We start from the raw sequence: 24,211 nt of genomic DNA on the forward strand, positions 1-24,211 counted from the left end.
ACAATCACCTTATGCGTCGCCGGTAGTAGTCAATTGCGGCCTGCAAATCACCCCAGGCGTCGCCCCCAAACTTTTCCAATAGCGCTTCGGCCAACACCCAGGCTACTACGGCTTCGCCAACAACCGCCGCGGCCGGCACGGCGCAGACATCACTGCGTTCCCGCGCCGCAGCCGCTGCTTGTTTGGTGCGTATGTCCACGGAAGCAAGCGGTCGCATCAGCGTGGGAATAGGCTTCATTACCGCCCGTATGATGATGTTCTCGCCATTACTGATACCGCCTTCCATTCCACCGGCGTTATTAGACCTGCGATAATAGCCCCGCTCAGCTTCATAGAAAATTTCGTCATGAGCCTGGCTGCCGGGCAAGGCCGCATAAGCAAAGCCGGCACCAACTTCCACGCCCTTGATAGCGGGAATGGACATCAACGCCCCGGCCAAACGGGCATCTAAGCGGCGGTCCCAATGAACATGACTGCCTAAACCGGGAAAAACGCCAAAAGCAATAATTTCAAAAATCCCGCCAAGCGTGTCTCCCTCCTGTCCGGCCCGCTCAATGGCTTCTTTCATCCGCTCTTCAGCATCCGCATCAAGACAGTTTAACGCCGAAGACTGAAGACGACTAGCCCATGCCGCCACATCGCCCGTCCGTATTTCGTCCGCCGCGGCCCAAATGCCGCCGATGTTCGTCACATGCGAAATTACCGTAATACCGACGGCCCGTAACAACTGTTTGGCCACCGCCCCTACGGCCACCCGCGCCGCCGTCTCCCTGGCGCTTGCTCTTTCCAGAATATCACGTATATCCTCGCGTGCGTACTTTATAGTCCCAGGCAGGTCGGCATGCCCCGGCCGGGCGGCGGTTACCGGCTGAGTGTCGCTCCCGGCCACAGGGTCCATTCGCTGTCGCCAGTTCTCCCAGTCGCGGTTGCGGATGACCAGTGTCACCGGACTGCCAATAGTGACGCCAAACCGCACGCCGGATAAAATTTCCACCTGATCCCGCTCAATCTGCATGCGGCCGCCGCGGCCGTACCCGCGCTGGCGCCGCGCCAATTCACCGTTAACTTGTGCAACATCAAGGGGCATGCCGGCCGGCAATCCCTCAATGATCGCTGTCAGGGCCGGACCATGCGACTCGCCGGCCGTCAAAAATCGTAACATACTATCACCTCTGCTTGGCCGCAGCCTGGGGCTGCGGTGCCACACTATAACTGAAAATAAGGACGGATAATTTGCTTTCAAGTTGTCCTGCCCGGGACTGCATAGTCATATTGACGACCGAATTAAACCGCGCAGCGCCTTCAAGCTTGCTCAGAAAAGTGAGCATTTGAAAGTAATTGCCTCTCACTAGTATCTCAACAGGAATCTGCCGGTATCCATTTTTATTGGCCGGTACGCCAGGTTGGACATGCAGCAGCTGCACGCCGCTCTCCCTGCTTACTCGCTCAACTTCTAGCAAAAAGCCGCCTACATCCGGCTCATTGGGTAGGATCTTTTCCGCTTCACTCAGTTTAGTACCAAGTTCGGCCAAGTACCGATCAGCATCGGGATGAGCCAGCGCAAAAGTTTCCAGCTGTTCCACTTTTGCCCGCACCAGACGGTACTCTGCCGCCAGCTCGGCCCGCCTGGCCTGCTGCGGCCAAAAAACAAAAACGCCAAATAGCCAAAGCATTGCAAAGACGGTTACGATAAAGAGGGCAATCTTATATTTGTTCGCCATCTTGTCCAACCTGTCCACACTCATAACCCCTTAACTTTTACCGTCAATTCGAACCGCGTAACGGTACGGGCGCCGTCCCGCTCGGCTTTGACCAGGACAGGCTCAGCAAAAATGTCGTCCTGCTCTAGTTTTTTTACATAAGCCGCTAAATCGGGGTAAGCCGCGGCCATTCCTTTGAGGCGCACGGCGCCGTTTTCCGCCGCCGCCACTTCGGTAAGCCATACCTGGGGCGGCGTCACTATCCCTAAACGAGCCACCAGCGCATACCAAGACTGACGCTCCCGGGTCAGCGCAACCAGAATATTATTCTTCGCATCAAGTCGTTGTTGTTTTGTTTGCGCGTCGATCATCTTCGCCTGGAGCGGTCTAAGGAGTTCGAGCTGATTGCGCGTTTGCGCGATAGCCACTTCCAGTTCCCGGATTTGATACCAGCTGTAGCCGTATAAGCATACGCAAACGAAAACAACTACCATGCCGGCGGCCGCAAACATCCGGCTCAGTGGCCATTTCGGGCGACGCTCGGCAGGCGGCAGCAGATTTATCTGGATCATAGCCCACCTCCCCGCATGGCCAAACCGACCGCTACCGCAAGCTGGGCAAAGTTTTCTTGCAAATAATTTTGGTCAATCGCTTCGGCTACTTGCAGCTGGGGCATAAACGTCTGCGGACTGACAGGCAAACCCAGTTGCGCCGCCAGATGGTAAGACAAATTATCCAGTTTTGCACCTCCGCCGCACAACAGGACTTTATCAAGCCGCGCTTCTTTGTTTTGCATCTGGTAGTATTCCGCGGTGCGTAGCACCTCTCTAATTAAGTCGTTAACGACCAATTCCAACTGCCGATGTAAGTGCGATTGTTCCCCTTCCTGATCTGGCCGCTGCAACAGAGCCTTCTGCCGCCTTTTAAACAGCTCCGCTTCGCCGATCTCCAGGTCGAGCGTGCTGGCCACTACCTCGGTAAACCGCCTGCCGCCGACAGCGATAGCCCGCGTTACAGCCAGGCTGCCCTGCTGAAACACCGATACTTGGGACAACTGGCAGCCGATATCGATGACCAGTGCATTTTCCGCCTCCGCCAAAGTGCGGTACAAAGCCAGCGGTTCAATATCTATCGCGACCGGCCTTAAACCCAATTCTTTAGCTACCGCGGTAATACTATCCACGATTGGCCGGGGCACCGCCACCAAGAGGACCTTTATTTCCCGCTCGTTCTTGCCCGGCCCGACAACGGCGAAATCATAGTAATAACTATCCGGCTCGTATGGCACATATTTCTCGATATCCCATTTAATTGCTTCGCGCAATTCTTCCTCAGTCATGGTCGGAAACAGCATTTCGCGGACATAAATGGACTTGCCGCCAACGGCAAACACCGCATCGCGCCCGCGGGCGCCGCTTACGGCGAGCAATTGGCGGAGCGTCTGGGTCAGCATGGCGCTGTCGTTAATGTATCCATTCTCCATAATGCCGTCCGGTAGGTCAACCATGCCTACAGCCATTACCAGCGGCTGCCCCCGCCGGCAGACAACTTCCGCCAGTTTGGCGGCGCCTGTGCCGATATCAATGCCTAACAAACGGTCCGTTTTACGGGCAAATAACCGCTCTAGTTTTTTCCACATAGCTTTTCCCTTAGTCGCGATGGGGGTGGGCTTTAACAATTGTAATCGCGTGCGAAATAGCAGTGACGATATCGACATAAAACTGCTGCTCCAGGGTCTTGATACGCGTGAAGGTCTCACCCTTATTGGTTACTACATAGCGGGGCGGCAAAAAGTTAAGCGCCAGAGCAGCAATATCATACCGGCATTTTTCACATTTGCACAGATCAGGCTGGGCAGCGAGTACGTTATCTAACTGCTGCCACACTAGTTTTTCCATATAATTTTTCAGTTCCAAAACCATCCCCCCCATTTCTATTCTTTCACTTGAAAAGGTTTGTAAGAAATTACCTGGAAAAACTGTGCATCACCTGTTACCGGAAAATTAAAATGCCCCATCAGCGTTTTGTTATAAGTAACGGTAGTGGCCTTGCTGCCGCCGCCATGGACAATAATTTCCTCTTTGGCGATGGCTGAACCGGTCAGCTCTACATCGGAATGAAGATTGATATTTCCACCTGCCGATATGAGAACCACATTCTTTAAAATAGAGCCATTATTTACATCGATATTGCCCAAAGCAATGATAAGAAAAGCGCTGCTATCGCCGCCAATTACTGTTCCATTCTTAATATCTATGTCGCCAGTTGCAAAAATCGTAGCATCGCCTTGAATGGATCCCCAACCGCTGTCAATGGTAAGTTGCGAACCCATATAATAATACTTACCACGGTAATTGCCTGCAGACAAGGTTCGACCCCATGGCAAAACTTGCGCGCCTTGTTTATAATCAGCAGCGTTAAAGGCGGGGAACGGTATTTCCGGCGCGTTAGTTATCGCAGGCGGAGTTCCCAAGGTAGCGCCATGGTCGGTAAATGCACCGTGCACTTCCACTTTGCCGCTGATGTATGAACCGTTCTTAAGCTCCATGCCGTTGTTGGAATGGATCGCTCCTATCACCCGGGCCTTATTGTGAACCACCATATTACTACCGGCAAAGACAGAATAATCGTATACCGAACCATTCCCCGAGTTAGAAGGCAAATTAACATCCAGCACCACCTGCCGCCTAGCCCGGTTTACCTGCCCGGTAGAAACAACTTTTTTTTGGCTGCTTGTTTCGCCAGGACGGACAATAACGGTAAAACTGCCATTACCCTGCTTTTCCGTCAGACCACCGGCGCCCGGATCCCAGGCGCTATTATTATATAATTCAATTAAGGCGCGCTTTACTCCTGCCTCGGCCAGATACTGAGCGGCGATACCGTCGCGAAAATTAGCCGCCGTAGACGTTTCCGTCATCCCAAGCCCAACATAGGCTGCTCCAAGTACGGCGAGAATCAGCATCACCACAATGGCAAGGATCGCCGCCGACCCTTTCTGACCTTTCAGGTAACGTCGCAATTGGGTACGCATTCAATTTCCTCCCCTGTGGCTACTCGGGGATGTTCAGACAAGTAACGGCAGTTGTAAATTGGGCTACTCCGCCCCACGGATCCGTTGCTTGTATTTTTATTGTGATAAACCGGGGGCGTTCGACCGTAAAATCCAACAATGAAATGTTATTTTCGGAAACGGGATTATCGACTGCTCCCCGCCTGCGATATAACGTATGTAAATTAGCGCCGGCGGTTGTGCCTAAACCAAAAGTAACCGTTTCGCCGTCAGCGTTAATAAACGTAATGTGGTCGACACTTCCCGTTGTTGCCGCATCGGGGTAAATAATCTGTCTGGCATACCGCAGTTCGCGCACCATGGTATCGACCGCAGTCCGGGTAGCCTGGTGAAGTTCAATATGTTCAGTACCGGCACGGGCCGATAACAACAAGCCTGACAGCAAGTTGGCGACAGCGCTCAGTACCACAACGGCAAGTGCCAGCCCTACGATCAGCTCTACATAAGTAAATCCGCCCTCATTAAACCGTCGTCCGCGCATCTTAATCAACCGCCCTATATTCCCGGGTACTGCGGAATTTCTTCCAGCAAATTGGTATGAAGCTCTAAACTGTTGGTCCGGCCGTTATTTTGCCACTCAACGGTAACGCTGGCCTTATACAGTTTTCCTTTGGCGTAAGCGTGATCCGTATCAGGCGTTTTCGACCATATTACTTTGTAATCCCGGTTATTGCGTTTCACCGTATACTCGGTAGACTCAAATTTGCGCCCGGCTTTGAGCTTCTCCAGCGTCTCTTGCGCCACATACGCGGCCGTGGCATATTCTTCCGCGCTGATGCCGGACCGGGTTGCCTGAACAAACATACTGGCAATTGCCAAAAGGGCCACGGTAATAATGACGATAGCGACAACTACTTCGAGCATCAAAAAACCCCGTTGATTGAACCAAGCGCGCAGCAGCGGCAGCCTCCGGCTATTCGGCGCCAGCTGTATCGTCGACGCGAACCCGCCCGGTGATTGGGGCAATTTTGACATATTTATAGCCCCCTTTCGTGCTTTGCAGCAAGATGGACGTTCCGTTAAGCGGCACGCCGAGAGAACCAAACTTCAGCTGCTGCGGCGGGCTGACAATCAAAACCGATGCCGGCAGCACGACTCGTTTGAACGTATCCTCGGGCATGGGATTTAATGGATCGGTAGCGTTATACCAGGTAATGCGGTATTCGTTAGGCTGGATAAACATTTTATAATCGGCTTTGTTATCAGGGTCATTGATTGAAAGCTGCTGGAGATAGCGAATGTCAGCCGCCAGATTGCGGGCGGCATAGTTAAGTTCATGGGCGGCCAAGAAATTGCCAATCGCCGGCATGGCAAGAGTAGCGGCAATCCCGAGGATGGCAACTGCGATAACGGTTTCAATGAACGTAAAACCTCGCTGCACTATTTCACCTCATAAAATGCTGAAAGTACCATCGCAGGATCTGCCAGCCGTAGAGACCGGCAAAAAAAGCGCCAAGGGCGAGAAAAGGGCCGAAAGGAATAAAATCCTTGCGGCCTTTGCGTTTCAATGTCAGCAGCACGATGCCGCCGACGCCGCCCAGCAAGAACGACAGGAATAAAGCCAGCAGCGTCAGTTTCCAGCCCAGCCACAAGCCCAGGCAAGCGGCAAATTTAATATCCCCGCCACCCATGCCACCGCGGCTTGCGATGGCAATCACAAGCAGCAGACCGCCGCCGAGCAGGCTGCCGGCAATCATGTCGGTAAGACCGGTAAAACCTAAACCAAGATTTATGAAAACACCAGCTCCCCCCAGCCAGATAAGCACTTTGTCGAGGATAAGCTGGTGGTCGTAGTCGATGAAGGCAACAACAATGAGAAATGAAATAAAAATAAGGGCTTTAATTAATTCCGGGCCTAACCCGGTTACTTGAAAACACCATGTAAATAAAAAAGCAGTCAAAAGTTCCACCAGAAGGTACCGCAACGAAAAAGCTGCGCCGCAATACCGACAGCGCCCGCGCAAGGCAATATAACTAATTACGGGAATTAAATCCCAGAATTTTAGGCGCGTGCCGCAAGCGAAACAATGTGAAGGCGGAGTAACGATGGATGCGCCTAGCGGCAGGCGGTAGATGCAGACATTGAGGAAACTGCCGATAATAAGACCAAGGATAAAAATAAACAAGGTAAACAAAGGCGTTTCTCCTTAACGCAAAATAGGGAGCCAAGGCGGCATAAGGCCGCCTTGGTGTAGAATTTTTCTTATGGCCAGTCTGTGCTGTCGGAATAGTAGTATCCAATTCCAGTAATAGTAACATATGCCCTCTTGTAATTCGGCGAACTAGCATCTTCATTTAAATCATATTCTTGTTTTACATCAAATCCTTTATATTTTTTAGGTGGCGCAGGTACCCCTGCCAAAAGTTTGGCCGACACCAAATTATTAATCGTAGCTGGATAACTTCCGTTTTGAGCATAGTACATAGCAACAGCGCTGTCGATAGTCCGTAAGTCAGCCTTCATTTTGGCTAAGTTAGCGCTATCAGCTGTAGTCGTAAAGCGTGGAATAGCTATTGCTGCCAATATTCCTATTATAGCAACTACTACCATTAGCTCGACCAGCGTGAAGCCCTTTTGCCCTTTCATGGCCTTTCTCATGTTTCTCAGCATGAATTTCACCTCCTTTCCATGTTATAAAGTGCGATTGAAATTGGTCATGACATCAAAGAGCGGCAATACGACGGCAATAACGATAAGACCGATTACCGCCCCCAATATCCCGATTAATAGCGGCTCGAGCATGCTGCTTAACCGGCTGACCATGTCGTCCACGTCACTCTCATAAAAATCGGCGATTTTCTCCAGCATTTTATCCAGTTCGCCCGTTTCTTCGCCGATCGCCACCATTTGCACGACCATCGGCGTAAAAATGCTGCTGGCGCCAAGGGGCGCCGCCAGCCCCAAGCCGTCGCGGATGCTGGCCTGAGCCGAGGTCAGGGCCTTAATCATCGTCCAATTGGCCGTCGTCTTCTTCACCACGTCCAAAGCGCTGATGATGGGAACCCCGCCGCGCACCAGCGTTCCTAGCATACGGCTAAACCGGGCAATAGCAATTTTTCGCAGCAACATCCCAAAAACCGGCAAACGAAGTGCTACCTGGTCAATAACCGGTCGGACGCGGGGCTGCCGCGCTAGAAGGGCTACGCCGTAAATACCGGCGGCGGCGACGCCAAAGACACCCGGCCAGTAATTGCGGAGGAAATGGCTGACACCCAGCAGTACCCGCGTCAGCAGCGGCAGCTCAACTTTCAAGTTGTTAAATAAAGTCATAAAAGTGGGAAAAACAAAAGTTAAAATAAAAGTTACCGATAAAGCGGCCATGGCAATGACTACTGCCGGATAGACAAGCGCCGACTTGACTTTCTCGTTGAGTTTGTGTTCTTTCTCGAAATGTACGGCCAGGCGGTTCAAGACCTCGTCCAGGACGCCGCCCAGTTCGCCCGCTTCCACCATGCTCACCATGATGACCGGAAAGACCTGAGGATGATTGCCCAGCGCCCGGGATAAAGTTTCCCCTTCCTGGACCTTGCGGTAGACGTCTTGGACGGCCGATTTAAGCTTTGGGTTGTACGTCTGATCGATCAAGATACTCAAACAATTGAGGAGCGGGAGCCCCGCATCTATCATTGTGGCGAACTGACGGCAAAACACGGCGAGGTCTTTAACGGTTACCCGCCTTACCATATTTATAAGGCTATGAAAAGAAAACGGTTCCTTTTTTTCTTTAATTTGAGTTACATAATATCCTTGGCCACGAATATACGCCGCGACGGCAGCCTCGTTTTCGGCCAAAATAGTACCTGTCACCACCTGGCCAGTACGGTCTTTGGCCTTATATTCAAACGGTTTGGCCACCTGTTCCACTCCTGTCAAGAGCGTCTACCGTATCATATTCTGTAAACGCTGAAATGATTATCCATTGATCAGCTTCAGAAACATTTCCTGGTCCATTGCCCGCGCCAGGGCATCTTCCCTGCTGATAAGGCCGCGCCGGTACAAGTCACGCAGCGCCATGTCCATGGTCTGCATCCCCACCTTGCCGCCGGTTTGGATAACCGAGAGAAGTTGATGGGTTTTGCCTTCGCGGATAAGGTTGCGCACTGCCGGCGTAGCCACCAGCACTTCCAAGGCGGCCACCCGGCCCCTTCCGTCCTGACGGGGCAGGAGCTGCTGGGCAATAATCCCCTGGAGGGTTAGGGAAAGCTGCACCCTGATTTGCTGTTGCTGATAAGGTGGAAAGACATCGATAATCCGGTCAATGGTTTGGGCGGCATCGCCAGTATGCAGGGTGGCAAACACCAGGTGCCCGGTCTCAGCGGCAGTAATGGCAATCCCGATAGTCTCGGCATCGCGCATCTCGCCCACCAGTATGACGTCCGGGTCCTCCCGCAGGGCCGCCCGCAGCGCATTGGCGAACGAACGGGTGTCGGTGTTTATTTCTCGCTGATTGACAATGCACTTTTTATGCTGGTGCAAATATTCGATCGGGTCTTCCAATGTGATGATGTGACACGACCGCTCGCTGTTAATGAGATCAATCATAGCCGCTAGCGTTGTTGACTTGCCGCTTCCTGTCGGACCGGTTACCAGCACCAGCCCGCGCGGCTTACGGGCCAGCGTCTTTATTACTTCCGGGTGGCCCAATTCATCAAGGGTAGGTACTTTCTCGGCAACAACCCGGACGGCTATGGCCGTAAAGCCGCGTTGCCGGAAAGCGTTCACGCGGAAACGGCTAAATCCCGGGATCGCATAGGAAAAATCAACTTCTCCCTGTTCGCGGAATTTGGCTTGCTGCTCCGCCGTAGCTATAGAATTAAAAAGTTTCTCAGTTGCATCAGCAGTAAGAGGTGAAGAATCTGTTAGAACCAGACTGCCGTGAATGCGCAGAACCGGCGGCGCCCCTACCGTAATATGTAGATCGGAAGCCTGACGCAGCACCGCTTCCCGTAATAACTCTTCCACTGTCATTTAGTTAGCCCCCATATTCACCAGTATAGGCAACACGCATAACCTCTTCTATCGTCGTTATTCCCGCTAAAGCCTTGTCAACGCCGTCCTGCCGCATGGTACGCATGCCTTCCTGCTTGGCGACTGCTGCCAGCTCGTCGCTGGACGTTCGCCGATTGATAAGTTCCCGCAACCTCGGGCTAACTTTCATCACTTCGTGAATAGCTACTCGGCCACGATACCCGGTATGACTGCAGCGTGGGCAGCCAACGCCACGGTATAGCGTAATGTCCTGAGCGGACAAATGCCCAAGAAACAATCGTTCCGGCGCTTCGGCCTCCGGAGTGTATGGCTTCTTGCAGTCCGGACAAATGACCCGCACCAGCCGCTGGGCCACGACGCCTAAAACAGATGAAGCCACTAAAAAGGGTTCGACGCCCATATCGATCAACCGGGTTATCGCCCCCGGCGCATCGTTGGTATGGAGGGTGGTAAAAACCAAATGACCGGTTAAGGCGGCCCTAATGGCAATATCCGCTGTCTCGGCGTCGCGGATTTCCCCCACCATGACAATGTTGGGGTCTTGGCGCAGTATTGACCGCAACCCGCTGGCAAAGGTTAAGCCTGCTTTATAATTGACCTGCACCTGATTGATCCCGTCAAGGCGGTATTCCACAGGGTCTTCGACCGTAATAATGTTTTTGCCGGGTGAATTTATTTCCGTCAAAGTAGAATATAGGGTAGTCGTCTTCCCTGAGCCGGTAGGCCCGGTAATAAGGATCATACCGTAGGACTGGGAGTATATTTGCCGGTACCGTTTAAGATTCTCCGGGGAAAATCCTAGCTTGTTAATATCAAGAACAACTGCCCGTTTATCCAATAGGCGCATTACCACTTTTTCGCCCAGAATAGTAGGGAGAGTAGATACACGAATATCAATATCGCGGCCTGCTTCCTGGACTTTAATTCGTCCGTCCTGGGGCACGCGTTTTTCGGCAATGTCCATTTCGCTCATGATTTTTATCCTTGAGACAATCGCCGCGTGAACATGACGGGGAAAGGTGACCACTTCCCGCAAAACGCCGTCCACCCGGAAGCGCACCCGCAAGTGCTTATCCTGCGGCTCTATATGGATATCACTGGCCCGCTCCTTAACGGCCTGGCTAATGAGAGAATTGACGATGCTGACTACCGGCGCGTCATCAGATGTAGTAACTTCGACAATATTGCTGGTATCTTCCGGCCGCAGCTTGTTAACCGCTTTTTCCACCAGTTCTTTTACACCGTAAGTTTCGTTGATCGCCCGGATGATTTCCTTCTCCGCGGCAATAACCGGCTCGACTTCACAGCCGGAAACCATACGGACATCGTCAATAGCGTAAAAGTTGGTAGGGTCTACCATGGCTAGCGTCAGTTTGCGGCCCTCTTTTTTAATTGGTATTACTTGGTAGCGCTCCGCCAGAGAAGCCGGAATAGTCGCCGCTGCCTCCGGATCGGGCGGCACGCTTCCCAAGTCGATATGAGGAACTCCCAGCTGGAATTCAAGGACCTCTATCATACTGTCCTCAGTTATATACCCGAGGTTGATCAGAACTTTCCCCAGCCGTTCCCCCGTCTTTTTTTGCACATTAAGGGCTTTTTCAAGCTGTTCAGGCGTTATGAGACCCGCCTCAAGCAGCAAATCGCCCAAGCGTTTCCGTGTTTTCACCATGCCCGCCCCCAAAAACGAAAAACAACCGCCAACAGCAAAAACGTTATTTTGCATCTGGTCGGTTGCACTACTTGCTCGGTCCGGACTAAGTGCCCACATTACTGTCCGGACTTCATCACACCCATTGCAGTATTGTTTTGACTACGTATATATTCGTAATAAATTGGTAAAAATCCTGCAATGAAGTAGACGGGTTTACAATATTTCAAAGAACTGTTAATTCATGTAACCGTTGTTTTAAGATCCCGGCCATAATCTCCCGCGGCGCCTCGTGGCCCGTCCACAAAGTAAATGCCAAAGCGCCCTGCTCGACCAGCATGCCAACTCCGCATACCGTTTGGTGCCCGCGCCTGGCGGCCTCAAGCAGCAGCCGCGTTTCTTGCGGATTATAAATCAAGTCGCAAACAACGGCCCCGGGATTGAGCTGCTCCCAGTCAATATCAGGCATCTCATGACTATTGGGCCACATTCCTACTGGGGTGCAATTAACCAAGAGATCACACTCCGCCAACTGGCGACTAAATTCCGCAGTTGCCCACGGCACCGCAGAAATAATTGGATCCTTAGCGGCAAAAGAGGCCGCCAGTGTTGCCGCTTTGTCGCCGCTACGCGCCACAACGGTAATTTGCGCCGCATCATGGTGGATAAGCCCGGCGGCTACGGCGCGTGCGGCGCCGCCCGCCCCTAACAGGACGACTCTTTTTCCGTTTGGCTTAACGCCAGCCGCCGCAAGAGCGGCAATAAAAGCGGCGGCATCAGTATTATGGCCAGTTGCCCGGCCGTCTTCAATAATAATAGTATTTACGGCGCCAACCATGCGAGCGGTATCGTCCAAGGCATCTAAATACGCCATAACTGCCACTTTATGGGGAATGGTAACATTGGCTCCGGCAAACCCCATGGCCTTCAATCCGGCGATAGCGGCGCCAAGATTGTCAGGTTTTACCGCTAAGGGTAAATACACATAATCCAGCCCCAGGTACCGGAAGGCAGCATTTTGCATCGCCGGTGACAACGAATGCTCTACCGGCCAGCCGAAGAGAGCAATGGGTCTGGTCTTGCCGGTAATCATAAGTACACCTCCGGCCGCCGGTCCTGCCAGACCGACATTTTCTCCCGCGCCTTCGCGACTAACGCAAAGTCGGCCTCGGCATATAGGATCGTTTCTTCCTCTCCGCCTTCCGCCAAAACCTCTCCTGACGGCCCGATAAGCATCGAATGGCCGTAGAAAGGATTCCCCTTGTGCTCGCCAACACAATTGACAACGCAGAGAAACACCTGGTTTTCGATAGCCCGGGTACGGCTTAACAAATGCCAGTGCTCGCCCCGGGCAGTCGGCCATTCCGCCGGCAGAAAAACAATTTGGGCTCCATCTAACGCCAGTACCCGAAACAGTTCAGGGAATCGCAAGTCATAGCAAATCGCAATGCCCGCAGTGACCCCCTTTAAATTAAAAGTACACCGGCGATCACCGGCGGCAAAAAAGCGTTCTTCTCCCATCATACTGAAGAGGTGGATCTTTCGGTACTCGGCGGCAACATTTCCGTCCGGACCTATTACTACCGCGCCGTTATAAACTTTTCCGTTTTTTCGTAATGGAATAGAGCCGGCGATGATATAAGCGCCATATTTCCTGGAAATATTTGACATTTCACTGATAGTCAGACCTTCAACATCCTCGGCCCACTTGTCCACTTCCCGCAGGGCATACCCTGTTGTCCAAATCTCCGGTAGGACGACAACATCCGCCCGGGCTGCTCCTTCCTGGGCTAACGCCAGCCCGCGGCGGCGATTTTCCGCGACGGCGCCGGCGATTACTTTCATCTGTACTAATGCAATGCGCATTTTATCACCCTGTTCTTATTTCATAAGTCCTTTTGCCCGTAAAAGCAGTACGGCAAGTTTTTCGAACTGTCTATGGATTCTTGTGCCGATAAACTCCTTCGTCGTCAGCGGCTTCACCCAAATGGTATAAAGGCCAAGGCGGTTGCCGCCCAAAATGTCGGTAAACAACTGGTCACCGACCACAGCCGCCTGGTGGGGCTGAACGCCTAAGACAGCTAGAGCCCGGCGAAAACCCGCTTTGGCGGGTTTATACGCGCGCGAAACAAAGGGAAGGTTAAACCGCTGAGCAATCTCTTTAACCCTTTTCTGCCAGTTATTGGACACGATAGCGACCTTAAATCCTCTAGCCTGTACTTCATTCAGCCAGTCGGTGATGCGCGGACACATTTCCAGACTGTTCCACGGAACAATGGTATTGTCCAAATCGAAAATAATGCCGCAAATACCAAGCCTTTCCAGATCATTCAGATCAATCTCGTGCAATGTGTTGACCGTCATATCTGGACACAACAGTCTGTACAATCCGCCACCCCCCATAGGATAACTCAGGCAAATTATATGAAAATTATAGCACGAGTAATCAAAAAACTAAAGACTGCTTCCCGGTAAGATAGTGTCAAGACATTGTAGGGTTTTTTAAAAGACATCCATCGCTCAATGCAGTTTCTATAAAATATAGGCAGCCGGCTATGAAACCAGCGTGTTAGTTTGCCGGCTGTTTTGGATCGATTTCCACACTTATTTCAAACATCCGATGCCAGGGAAACGATATATGGATCTTCTCCGGCGGCGCTAACAGATATTGCTGGGCAAACTGGCGGATTCTCCTTTCCGTTTCCTGAGCAATTTGCGGTTCCAACTCGCCGATGAACTCCGAGTAACTTTGGTGGGAATATAATAGTTCTCGGTAAATTTCTTTTCGCAGGTTGGCCTGATAAGCCCAATCGTCCAGATAGCGAATCGCTAGAAGCCGTTTGCGTTCGTCAAGCGGCATTTCCCTGGCCAGCATGCCTTGGCCGACGGCATAGCCCAGCGTATTGCTCGCCGTGTTCCAGCCCGAGTATGCGTGGAGCTTGTCGAGCAAACCACGGGCAAATAATTCGTGCAGCAAAGAATTGTCGGCGCCATTGGCAAAAGCGATATCGGCGACTGCTACAGGCGTTCCGGCTTGTATGCCGCGTTCGATGGCGTCGACGAATTGGCTGACAGTTTGCGAAGGCATGGCAATATTATCGAATATTTCGGCCTCAGGCGTATTTCCCGTCAGCGGGGTGTTCACCGCCAGAAGGAGGTCCGGTTTTACCCGACCATTGGCTACCTCTGCACCTGCCGCCTTGATAAGTTCGAGAATTGTGCGGTCAATCGGCTGATCTTCATAACTGGCAAGAGTCGCCGGTCCCTTCCCTAAGGCATATTCAATTTTTACAATCGGCTTCTGGTTGGTTAATTCATTATACGCGCGCGCAAGCAGCACCATCCCCAGCTGATCGGCACCAGGAAACGAGGCGTATTGGTCAGCCGATAAGCCTTCAGCCAGTTTGGCCAGCAGGCGGCTTTCCTTGTGCGACTGCGAAAATGGGGAAGTATCATCGCGGCCAACGAGCAAAAAGTCGATTTTGCCCGCTTTCGTCAGGTTAATAAGGCCGGCGTTTACTTTATAATTTTTCCCCCGCCGCTTAAACCAGTCAGCGAGAAATTCTGGCGGAACGGCTTTGGCCGCCGTTTCCAACATCGCTTGTTCTTCGCCCGTCAAGCCTTGTACCTCTGCTTTATCTTGCAGAGCGGTCAGCTGAAAAATTTGTCCGCCATAGGTTGCGTAATATAAAGGCTCAACTCCGCCATTACTGGCACGGGGTGTTCGCATGATCGTAGTAAATACATAAATGCGCGCGTCCGGCGCTATTGCCTTAAGCTTATTGAACCGCTGCAACCGCCATTCGAGTACAACGCTGCTAAAGTCATGCGTTCGCGAATCTACTAATCCGCCATATATCAACGAATCGGCCGACAAAACCATGGCGTCAGCGTTATTGGCATTTTTCTCTAACCATTGCCACAGTCTTTCCGGATCGCCGCTTTGCCCAGCACTTGCCAAATATTCGATTGGTGGCGACAGAATGTCAAAATTGGCCGCTTTGACAGTATCTGTCGGATAAGCTAAAGAAACCGGTCGGTTGTCTATTGGCACATAAAGAATGGCCTTGGCCCAAGCTGTTGATGTGGCCGTAATGAACAGCAAAACCGCTAAGATGAAGAGAAACTTTTTCATTGTTTTACCTACACCCGTTCTATGTTGCATTTTTACTATATCTATTTCTCGCACCCATATACCCTACCGAAAAAACTTTGACTATTAGATAACGCCGCCGGGCGCAAGCACTGTTTGGCTCAGGAACTGATTACCGGTGAATTAAGCAAACAGAAAACGCGAAAGAAATAACCTCTCTAACGCGGTATCCACCAGCCGTCATACTGCTTATATTGTTGGCGCAAGGCATATAATTGGTTACGGCTTGCTATATATCGTCCCTTGATTTCTTCCAACAGAGCGCCGTGCTCCTTCATACCAGCAAGGGAAAACCGGGAATGTTCCCGCCGGTAAAACCGTACGGCAAACCGGCCGTCCACAAAATGCAGCTGGCCAGACGCCCCACACAGCGGGCAGTATACGGCTCCGTCAGGTGACAGGCGCAACAGGGAACTTGCGCATTCCGGGCATGAGCACCCGGTCGCCTCTTCTGCCGCTTCCACCCCTGGCAAAAGACGCTGCGCCAGCTGTCTTGCCCTGGCCAACACTTCCGGTCTGACAACTTCGCCTGGATTGGCCGCCTGCACGGTCATGCTGCCGACAACGTCGAGATGGAGAAACCGGGCGAAATTAACAGCTGCTTCCCGGGCATAGCCATCCCACCCCGCGACACCATAAGTTACTGCCACCACGCATTTTTTACCCGTAAATTCATCCCCATTCTGAAGAACTGAAATCAACCGGTCGCCAATCATCTTTAAACTGGTGTGAGTACCAAGAAAATAACACGGCGTTCCGATGATGATCGCGTCTGCCGTTCGGATATTGTCTAGCAAAAACGACAAGTCATCGGCAATAACGCAGGATTTATCCGCCCCCAGACAGGCATAGCATGCTCGGCACTGATCAATGTTAAGGTCCGGCAACCTAATCATGGCCTTTTCCACAATATCAGGCAGTGCCGCCAGCATTTCCTTGACCAGTATCTCTGAATTGCCCAGTTTGCGAGCAGAAGCCACCAATCCTAATACCCTCATCACTATTTCCCCTCTCTTGTGGTTGGTCTTGGTAATATGGCAAATTCTATCCAGCCAGGCTAAATCCTCTAGCTATAATAGCAACTTCCCCCGACAACCTCACCCCAAGAAAATCCCGCTATACTAGAAGAGCCGCCTATACCAGAGCAACGACCACAAATAGCCTTATCAAAGTCAGCATTTCGCACACAATTTCTGCCAGCGGCTTTGGCCTCATACATCAGCGCATCCGCCCTTTGCATCAATGTATCAATCGTATCTCCTTATTTTTTCTTGCTATTTGCTCTTTTATACTCTATAATTTTCTTATAACTACATAATATGACAAAAGACCGAAAATTTGGAGGTGCACGGCCATGGCGATTTCTGATTTACTGGAAAAAATCAAAAACCAGCGGAAAAAATCAGAGAAAAAGGAAACCCTGAAAAAAGTAGCTGCCGGCGCGGCGATTGGTGCAGTAGTCGGGGTAGCGGCCGGCGTCCTTTTAGCGCCGAAAGCCGGTAAGGAGACGCGGGAAGACCTGGCCAAAGTCACCAAAGAAGCGGTAGAAAAAGCTAAGGAAAAAATTGACGAAGTCAAGGCCAAGCTCAAGGGACAAGCCCCGGAAGCGGTGGAACCGTCTTCGGAAAATAAATAAGTCCGGGAAGAAGGTCAGCTGATGTATATTTCACTATATGACCTCGGACTGATTATTTTGTTTTGTCTGGCGTTGGTAGCCGGTTATTATCTCATCGTCACTCTCCGAGCCATACTGGCCGTTACCCGAACTATTGCTGCCATTATCGACAGCCGGCGCAGCGCCCTGGAAAAATCCATCGAACTCTTGCCGGAAATCTTAAATAATACCAATGAAGCTATTGTTGCCGTAAAAACAACCGCCGAGCCGGTCAGCTCTCTGGCCCGTTACCTTGAGAGCAACCTGACCGAAACCGCGGACAATTTCGAGCGGCTGGCCGAAACGGTGCTGTTATATGCCCGCTGGGCCGCAGAAATAATAAAACAAGTTATGGCTCTATTGTCTAAAAAGGGCGATAAATAATTACCCAGTAAATGACTAAAAGCGGCTGGTGGTTTAAACCACCAGCCGCTTTTACCTGGCTTCACCATCATCCCCTGATATAGTCGCAAATCCCGACTTTGACAGTAAAACGCCATTTTTAGGGGGTTCAGGGCTCGAAAAGCCAATGATTTCAATAGTAATAATCAAATTGCTTTTTTTTGGAAAGCCTTCGGTAAAGAGTTTGAGCAGCCACCTCAAAGAGTCCTGACCGAAGGCTTTTCCATTCCTCTGTTTTCATAATTAACCGAATTTTCCACAATTGATTTCCATTATCCTATTTGGCCATTGATTTTGAGCAAGTCCAGGTCAAAAAATGTGAGCGGAAACATTTTACCTCATCCTTATACATTTCTTCATAACACCATGTACAAACAGATGCAGGTGGAAGCTCCCAATTTTTAACTTTAGTATCATCCCTAAAAAATCGGGCGGAGTTGCATAGCACCTAATCTTTTATTTCCCGAAAGCGTTGATACTATAACAAAATAGGGGAATAAAATCAATATCATTGCAACTTTTCCCTTCGTTTTCTTCCTCCAAGTCCGTATCTTTATTTTCTCCGACCATGTCCCCAGGAAAGGAATACCTGCCTGAACAATATATATTTTCCCTCGGTTCTTTACACAAATGACCGTTCCACCCATTATCATGCCAGGCAAGCCTGGCTGAAAGATGTTTCATGATTTTGACACCTCACAAATCTTTAATGAGCAGACCCCATAGCCCATTTATTGAAAACTACCTGGTCAAAGCAAAAAGCTTCAACCAGGTATTCACAGTACATAGCAAACTTCATTATTTGACACCGATCTTCTGTAAAAAGTCATCATAGTTTTTTGCCTGTTTAAATTGTACATCGTTTGCAACAGCTTTAAAATGAAGCTCCCCGCACCGTATTTTTGTCGTTTCAACTTTATTTAAATCATTTTTATCCTTATCTATCTTGGTTTCAACAATAAAGAAAAGCCTCGCCGTGTTATTGTCCCCTTTATAAATTACCGCCCAGTCAGGCGAATACTCTCCGTAAGGAGTATCGATTACAAAACCGCCTTTTTTGAGTTTAGTATAAAGGAGCACATTTTCATCCGCATCAAGCCTCTTGGCAAACTCCAGTTCACCTTTGCTGTCAAATTTATAATACTTATGAACTGCCCTCCGACTTTCTGGATTGGTTTTAAAGACAAGGCTTGCCGCATCATCGAGCATACTTCTATCGATCTGCTCGGTTTCAAAGATAGTGGATTCATCAAATATATATCCGTCAATTGCCTCGTATCTGATAACCCCTTGAGCCATGAAATCGGTCAGCTTTTCCTGGAGCCTCTGCGTTACGAAGTCAAGGATATCCTGGTTTTTCAGCATGTCCTTCTTCTCAAGTCTTGAAATAATCCTGTATATGGCAAGACGGGGAAGCATGGTATGGTACATAATATAATTGATAATCTCAAATTCGCTTTTCCCTGTTTCCATCCCCTCAAGCTCGTCAAAAAGTTGTTGTACAGATGGATCCGCCAGGCGGAATTTTTTTAACTCGTCAAATTCTGCTTTTCCTGTCTCAATATGGTATTCATACCTTATGCGTTTATACCGAAGAGCTTCATCTAACTCCGATACACATTCTTCTATAAACGCCTTATTATCGATCTTCACCTGGTACATGGTTCGCTGCGACATCCGCTTGCTTAACTCTTTCAGCAGTTTATCGAAATACTCCTCGGAAATATAGCTGTGCTTGCCATTTTCTACAGGTTCTTCATCTCCGTTCTTGATCGGAATCTTTCTGGTACCCTTGGCAAGCATCGCTTCAACAAACTTTTCCTTCAACATGATACTGTGTTCCTGGAGGGTTTCATTAGTGAAAGTAATGGTTTCAATTTTCCTGGCATCTCTGGTAAGGACACCATCATTATTGATAATCCCCTGCTCTAAAAGTTCCTGCTTAAAGAGTTCTGCTAGCTCCATAATCTTGTTTTCAGGAATACCAGCGTTTTTAAGCGTAGTATAGATTACATCATAGGTAACCTCATCCTTGTTAAATCCAGCCTGTTCGTTAAAATCCTGCTGGAGCGCCGCTGCGAAATGGTCGTAATAATCATTGGCAATGACGGTCAGTTCATTTACTTCACTATCTGTGCAGCGGTTACCATATATATCAACAGGAAGCCTTAAACCTCTACCGATCTCCTGCTTTTTGGCAATATCGGAACCGCTCTTCTTCAGAGTACAGAGAGTGAACACATTGGGATTGTCCCAACCTTCCCGCAGGGCGGAGTGGGAGAAAATAAAAGCCAAAGGCTCTTCAAAGGAAATCAGTTCGTCCTTTTTCTCCAGGATCAGCTCAATCCCCCTGTCAATATCCTCCTGGGATTTGGCTTTCAACTTTTCTTCATCCATAATGTTTTCCCAGTTTTCGATCTCAACCGCATTCTTATTTTTATCAACGGCGAAATAGCCTTCCCTGACTCTGTAAACATCCTTGTATTCCTTAAATAGCTCTGGATACTCCTTAAATACCTTATTCCACCTGTCATCAGTAATTATCTTGGCATATTCTTCATCAAAAATTCTCAGATATTCCCCTCGGCCATCGGGGGCGCTGCTGTCCCTGTATTTATTTACAGCATCAATGAAGAAAAGGGTGAGTACCTTTATTTTATGTCCTTTTCTCAGGATTTTGTACTGCTTATCCAGGTGGCTCTTAATGGCAAGCCTGATCTGGATCCTTATTATTTCTTCCTCACTCATATTTACATTGCTTTCCCCGACAGCAAGCTCCAACACATCATCCCACTTGCCAATCTTAAGCTTTTTCAGCTTATGGGGATCTTCCATGACAATCATGTTTCGATATTGGGCAAGGTTGCCCGAGCACTCATACAGGGAATCTCCGCCGCGGACTTTGAATTGTTTCGTACGGATAACCCCGCCCTGTTCAACACAAAATATCTCGATTTTGGCATACAAATCCTTGGTAAACTCCACATAGCGGATATAGGGGTAATCTTTGGGTATGGTGCCATGCACCGTCTTAACCTCAATCTTTTTAACCAGGTCATTCTGGTAAGCGTCATAGGAATCCAGTTTATATACCTGGTTGAAAAGCCGTTTATGGGTGGCAGAGTATCTCAGTATAAATAAAGGGTTAAGCATTTCAATGGCCGTAAGAGAAGCGCTCTTTTTCTTTGCAGTACCTTCAATCTTTTGCGGCTCATCGATAATAACAATAGGGCTTATGTACTTGATATCCTCCCAGAGAATTTGGCCGTATTCGTCTGCCTGGCGGATTTTATTGGTGTCCTTGTTAAAAGCCTGGATGTTCATCACCACTATGCTTAAATCCCTGCTTTCCACAAAGCTGCTGACTCTGCCCAAATTATTTGAATCATAGACAAAAGCGTGGTTCTTTATGTCAAGCCCGTCGTAGAGGGCCTTGAAATGTTCCCTTAACATTTCAATACTCTTCTCAACGCCTTTTCTGATAGCGATGCTGGGTACAACAATCATAAACTTAGTAAAACCATAAGTCTTGTAAAGCTCCAAGATAGTCCTCAAGTAAACATAGGTTTTGCCTGTACCCGTTTCCATTTCAATTGTAAAGTTGTTACCCTTCAGCTCATTATCCATAAACAGCATGTTTCTACGCTGAACTTCTTGGAGATTCTTTAAAAGCCTTGATGGTTTCACAATTTGAGGATTGCGGACGGGGTCACCTTCGCCAATCTTCTTTATTCTGTTAACATTGCGGTATATCGTTCCTTCGTCCTGGCGGCTGACACCTTTAAAAAGGTCAACCACTGAATAAATGGCATCAAGCTGGTATTTCAGTTTGTCATCAAATTGAAAGTTAATACGGCTGGCCACGGTTCCACCCCCTTAAATGAACTCAACCCTGTAGGCCTTTTTCTTTTCGCCGCTGTTCTTTTTCATCTGGGCTTCAAGCCTGAGCATGGTGTTGGTTTTAAGGGTTATGTCATCGCCGAAAGCGCTGTCGCGGAAGATTATCTTCATGGGCATCGGTTCTATGGTCGCAATTTTATCAATAATACTTTCGGTTACATTCTCCTCAAGGCAGACTACCACCGTATCGGCAAAAATATAGGTACGTTCGCCGATCTCAGACAGCTTTTCCACTTTTGCAGACAGCGGAATATCCCTGTGCCTTAACAATATCTCATAAACCACATCGATGTCGGTAAAGCCTGGGTTGAAGTCAAGCCTGTCTTTATCTGACATCATGCTTTCTTCCAAGGTCATGTTTTCAGACTTGATTGCCTCGCTAAACCAGCGGATGTTAGTATCCGCTACCCTGAAGACCTTAAAGCCTATGTCCAGATTTTCAATGCCTTCTTTATCCTTATTTTCTTCTTTTATCTTTTCCCCAGCCCTGCGGATACGTTCTTTGCCGATTTCACATATATTTTTAAATCCTGCCTTATATGCTTCACTTTTTTCGTCACATGGTTCGGGAAGCTGCACCATGATAAACTTACGGTTGCCTCCGTCTTCGGCATTAAGCTGCATAACTGCGTGGGCAGTAGTGGCAGAGCCAGAAAAGAAGTCCAAAACTGTAAATTCTTTATTAAAATAGCCAATTGTATTAATAAGGTACTTTAATAAAGAAACAGGTTTTGGATAATCCAATATATTTTCTACATTAAATATTGATAACAATTCTTGGTAAGCATCTTCATTTGTTCCAACACTCATTTTATTGTCTAATATATCTACAGGTCTCTTAATTTTCTCATCCTGATCCGCTCTAAATACATTAAACCCAAATTTTGACGATAAGGAAACTCTAGTACCCAATTCTAATTCTTCGTTTAGCTTCGATTGTGTCCAGACAAATGGGCCAGTTACAGTTATTTCATTTATAACCAAATTATTTTTTATAATAATATCTGTCTCAAAAAGCAATGAAGATGTACCTTCTCCATAAACACCCGCTTGATAAATCCCATCATTAAGCGTAGTTTCAACTTTTTTTGCAGGAAATACTAAAGTCTTCGGAGCATTAGTTCTTTTTACTAATGGTTGCCATTTATTACTATATGCTTCTTCTCCAAACAACTCAATTTTTAAAGCATTTTTTCCAAATAGCAAAATATATTCAACCATATTTCTAATTGTTTTCGATAAATGACTACCCTTTTTCTTTTTAACCCATGTAAAACAAGCAATAAAATTTTCTTCCCCAAAGATCTCATCACAAATCTTCTTTAAATTGTGTACTTCATTATCATCAATACTAATAAATATAACCCCATCTTCCGTCAACAAATCCTTTGCCACCTTCAGTCTCGGATATATCATCGACAGCCAGTTAGAGTGAAATCTGCCATTGCTTTTCTGATTAACAATAAGCCGCTCTCCATATTCATCCTTTTCTCCCTCTAACAAAGCATTTTCTTCTTCGCTGACCTTGAAATCGTCCCTGTAAATAAAATCATTACCCGTATTATAAGGCGGATCTATGTAAATCATTTTAATCTTGTTATAATAGCTGTTTCGGAGCAGCTTCAAAACCTCCAGATTATCCCCTTCAATGTACAAATTCTCAGTAGTGTCGGGGTTTTTACTATCCTCTGGAATGTATTTCAGCGTCCGTCCTACAATATCCGTGTTTGCCAGCCGCTTTGCATCCTCTTTTCCCGCCCAGCCAAGCTCATAGCGTTCGGACAGTTTTTCGCTGGCGGTTTCAAACTGGCCCAATTCAGCTTTCAAAGCCTCAAAATCAACCTGCCCGTCTTTCACTACTGACGGGAAAACTTGCGCCAGTTTTTTTACATTTTCACTGATCGGATTAAATATCTCTTTCTGCACTTTGGGAAACTCCACTTTCCTAACCCCCTATGCCTTCTCGATAATTTTGGCAAACTCGGCGTACAGCCTTTTTAACTCTGAATTAATCCTTGCGCTTTCCGCCACAGTCTTTGCGAATTTCTGCTCTTTTTTTAGCTGTTCTACCCGTTTAAGCCTGTCATAGAGCTTTAACATATCGTCCCTGTTATACCATACCTTTGAGACAAGCAATGCCCTCGTCCCAGACCATAAGGAAAGGTTGGATATGATATACGCCTTAATCATCATTTCAAGGTAAAAGTCCAGCTTGTTGCCCCTGTTTTGGATTCTGTCAAACTCAATGTACTGCCGCATCATAGTATTTGTTTCGTCTGCAAACTGCATGGAAGTAGGGGAGGAGTAAACCATATCCTCGATAACCACCTGCGTCCTGTCGTTTAAGTTCAACCTTTTGTGACAAAAACAAAAAACTTGACAATTGGTATGGTCATAAAATCTGATTACGCATAACGGTTTGACCAACCGCTGCATGATGTTTCCTACAAAGTTGGCATTTTTCAACTCGGTCAAACGGACACTGAAAAACAGAATCGCCTGGCAGTCGTATTCGTCATTGATCAGCGAGGGGATGTCCTCCCCTGCAATCTGATATAACAGCTTTATTTCAATTACTGCTTCCCTGAACCTTTTTTTCTCCTTTTGGGTCAGGTCAGCAGTCATAAATGTCTTTATGGTAAATGTCTTATTTATCTCATATACACTGGGTATCGCCAGCATAGCTTCACC

Annotated in this window: 23 protein-coding genes, 1 pseudogene and 1 riboswitch; of the genes and pseudogenes, 2 read left to right on the plus strand and 22 right to left on the minus strand. The window is 48.6% G+C overall.

The features are described 5' to 3' along the window. Nucleotides 1–4: 4 nt before the first annotated feature. The 19 genes and pseudogenes from aroC to TCARDRAFT_RS06130 all read right to left on the minus strand — a co-directional run bounded on the left by aroC (nt 5) and on the right by TCARDRAFT_RS06130 (nt 16,562). On the minus strand, nt 5–1,162 hold the full coding sequence (aroC, locus tag TCARDRAFT_RS06040) for a chorismate synthase (protein ID WP_007289122.1): 1,158 nt from the start codon (nt 1,160–1,162) through the stop codon (nt 5–7). Between the two features lie 4 nt (nt 1,163–1,166). Continuing rightward, the gene (locus tag TCARDRAFT_RS06045; protein ID WP_007289123.1) at nt 1,167–1,739 is read right to left on the minus strand and encodes a type IV pilus inner membrane component PilO; all 573 of its coding nucleotides are present in this window, start codon (nt 1,737–1,739) and stop codon (nt 1,167–1,169) included. Nucleotides 1,740–1,741: 2 nt separating this feature from the next. Next, nucleotides 1,742–2,272, minus strand: a complete 531-nt coding sequence (locus tag TCARDRAFT_RS06050; RefSeq protein WP_007289124.1) for a PilN domain-containing protein — start codon at nt 2,270–2,272, stop codon at nt 1,742–1,744. Beyond that, complete coding sequence (pilM, locus tag TCARDRAFT_RS06055; protein WP_040683114.1) at nt 2,269–3,339, minus strand: type IV pilus assembly protein PilM; 1,071 nt, start codon at nt 3,337–3,339, stop codon at nt 2,269–2,271. Before pilM ends, TCARDRAFT_RS06050 begins: the two co-directional genes overlap by 4 nt. Nucleotides 3,340–3,349: 10 nt before the next feature. After that, nucleotides 3,350–3,622: a late competence development ComFB family protein gene (locus TCARDRAFT_RS06060; protein ID WP_408643043.1), complete on the minus strand. Its 273-nt coding sequence runs from the start codon at nt 3,620–3,622 to the stop codon at nt 3,350–3,352. An 11-nt stretch (nt 3,623–3,633) separates the two neighbouring features. Beyond that, a complete protein-coding gene (locus TCARDRAFT_RS06065) occupies nt 3,634–4,734 on the minus strand; it encodes a pilus assembly PilX N-terminal domain-containing protein (RefSeq protein WP_007289126.1) in 1,101 nt (366 codons plus the stop codon). A gap of 19 nt (nt 4,735–4,753) precedes the next feature. Beyond that, nucleotides 4,754–5,254 carry a PilW family protein gene (locus TCARDRAFT_RS06070; RefSeq protein ID WP_007289127.1) on the minus strand — a complete coding sequence of 167 codons (501 nt, stop codon included), beginning with the start codon at nt 5,252–5,254 and terminating at the stop codon, nt 4,754–4,756. A 14-nt stretch (nt 5,255–5,268) separates the two neighbouring features. Further along, a complete protein-coding gene (locus TCARDRAFT_RS06075; protein ID WP_007289128.1) occupies nt 5,269–5,748 on the minus strand; it encodes a type IV pilus modification PilV family protein in 480 nt (159 codons plus the stop codon). Continuing rightward, nucleotides 5,687–6,154 (minus strand): prepilin-type N-terminal cleavage/methylation domain-containing protein, encoded by a 468-nt coding sequence (locus TCARDRAFT_RS14540; protein WP_007289129.1) that lies wholly within the window; start codon nt 6,152–6,154, stop codon nt 5,687–5,689. The genes TCARDRAFT_RS06075 and TCARDRAFT_RS14540 overlap by 62 nt, the downstream gene beginning before the upstream one ends. Nucleotides 6,155–6,158: 4 nt before the next feature. Then, nucleotides 6,159–6,908, minus strand: a complete 750-nt coding sequence (locus TCARDRAFT_RS06085; RefSeq protein WP_007289130.1) for a prepilin peptidase — start codon at nt 6,906–6,908, stop codon at nt 6,159–6,161. Nucleotides 6,909–7,108: 200 nt separating this feature from the next. Further along, a pseudogene (locus tag TCARDRAFT_RS16375) lies at nt 7,109–7,360 on the minus strand (competence type IV pilus major pilin ComGC); the annotation flags it as partial. 45 nt (nt 7,361–7,405) lie between these two features. Continuing rightward, a complete protein-coding gene (locus tag TCARDRAFT_RS06095) occupies nt 7,406–8,629 on the minus strand; it encodes a type II secretion system F family protein (RefSeq protein ID WP_007289132.1) in 1,224 nt (407 codons plus the stop codon). 57 nt (nt 8,630–8,686) lie between these two features. Next, nucleotides 8,687–9,742 (minus strand): type IV pilus twitching motility protein PilT, encoded by a 1,056-nt coding sequence (locus TCARDRAFT_RS06100; protein WP_007289133.1) that lies wholly within the window; start codon nt 9,740–9,742, stop codon nt 8,687–8,689. 4 nt (nt 9,743–9,746) lie between these two features. Then, complete coding sequence (gene gspE, locus TCARDRAFT_RS06105) at nt 9,747–11,432, minus strand: type II secretion system ATPase GspE (RefSeq protein ID WP_007289134.1); 1,686 nt, start codon at nt 11,430–11,432, stop codon at nt 9,747–9,749. A gap of 47 nt (nt 11,433–11,479) precedes the next feature. After that, nucleotides 11,480–11,563: riboswitch (cyclic di-GMP riboswitch) on the minus strand. A 74-nt stretch (nt 11,564–11,637) separates the two neighbouring features. Next, nucleotides 11,638–12,504 carry a shikimate dehydrogenase gene (locus tag TCARDRAFT_RS06110; RefSeq protein ID WP_040683117.1) on the minus strand — a complete coding sequence of 289 codons (867 nt, stop codon included), beginning with the start codon at nt 12,502–12,504 and terminating at the stop codon, nt 11,638–11,640. After that, a complete protein-coding gene (locus TCARDRAFT_RS15475; RefSeq protein ID WP_007289198.1) occupies nt 12,501–13,277 on the minus strand; it encodes a carbon-nitrogen family hydrolase in 777 nt (258 codons plus the stop codon). Before TCARDRAFT_RS15475 ends, TCARDRAFT_RS06110 begins: the two co-directional genes overlap by 4 nt. A 15-nt stretch (nt 13,278–13,292) precedes the next feature. After that, a complete protein-coding gene (locus TCARDRAFT_RS06120) occupies nt 13,293–13,799 on the minus strand; it encodes a YqeG family HAD IIIA-type phosphatase (protein WP_007289136.1) in 507 nt (168 codons plus the stop codon). Between the two features lie 181 nt (nt 13,800–13,980). Continuing rightward, a complete protein-coding gene (locus TCARDRAFT_RS06125) occupies nt 13,981–15,546 on the minus strand; it encodes a DUF4127 family protein (protein ID WP_007289137.1) in 1,566 nt (521 codons plus the stop codon). 176 nt (nt 15,547–15,722) lie between these two features. Next, nucleotides 15,723–16,562, minus strand: coding sequence for a flavodoxin family protein (locus TCARDRAFT_RS06130; RefSeq protein WP_007289138.1), 840 nt, complete (start codon nt 16,560–16,562; stop codon nt 15,723–15,725). A 356-nt stretch (nt 16,563–16,918) separates the two neighbouring features. Here TCARDRAFT_RS06130 and TCARDRAFT_RS06135 point away from each other — a divergent pair, with 356 nt between their 5' ends. Continuing rightward, the gene (locus TCARDRAFT_RS06135) at nt 16,919–17,200 is read left to right on the plus strand and encodes a YtxH domain-containing protein (RefSeq protein WP_007289139.1); all 282 of its coding nucleotides are present in this window, start codon (nt 16,919–16,921) and stop codon (nt 17,198–17,200) included. Nucleotides 17,201–17,221: 21 nt separating this feature from the next. Next, nucleotides 17,222–17,602: a hypothetical protein gene (locus TCARDRAFT_RS06140; RefSeq protein WP_007289140.1), complete on the plus strand. Its 381-nt coding sequence runs from the start codon at nt 17,222–17,224 to the stop codon at nt 17,600–17,602. Between the two features lie 816 nt (nt 17,603–18,418). Here TCARDRAFT_RS06140 and TCARDRAFT_RS06150 read toward each other — a convergent pair. Genes TCARDRAFT_RS06150 through TCARDRAFT_RS06160 form a run of 3 tightly spaced genes read right to left on the minus strand, consistent with a single transcriptional unit; the run spans nt 18,419 to nt 24,202 of the window. Then, on the minus strand, nt 18,419–21,484 hold the full coding sequence (locus tag TCARDRAFT_RS06150; RefSeq protein WP_007289141.1) for a restriction endonuclease: 3,066 nt from the start codon (nt 21,482–21,484) through the stop codon (nt 18,419–18,421). Nucleotides 21,485–21,496: 12 nt separating this feature from the next. Further along, on the minus strand, nt 21,497–23,461 hold the full coding sequence (locus TCARDRAFT_RS06155) for a site-specific DNA-methyltransferase (protein ID WP_007289142.1): 1,965 nt from the start codon (nt 23,459–23,461) through the stop codon (nt 21,497–21,499). Between the two features lie 12 nt (nt 23,462–23,473). Then, nucleotides 23,474–24,202, minus strand: a complete 729-nt coding sequence (locus TCARDRAFT_RS06160) for a DUF4391 domain-containing protein (RefSeq protein ID WP_007289143.1) — start codon at nt 24,200–24,202, stop codon at nt 23,474–23,476. Nucleotides 24,203–24,211: the final 9 nt, after the last annotated feature.

The sequence above is a fragment of the Thermosinus carboxydivorans Nor1 genome, assembly GCF_000169155.1.
Lineage (GTDB): Bacteria > Bacillota > Negativicutes > Sporomusales > Thermosinaceae > Thermosinus > Thermosinus carboxydivorans.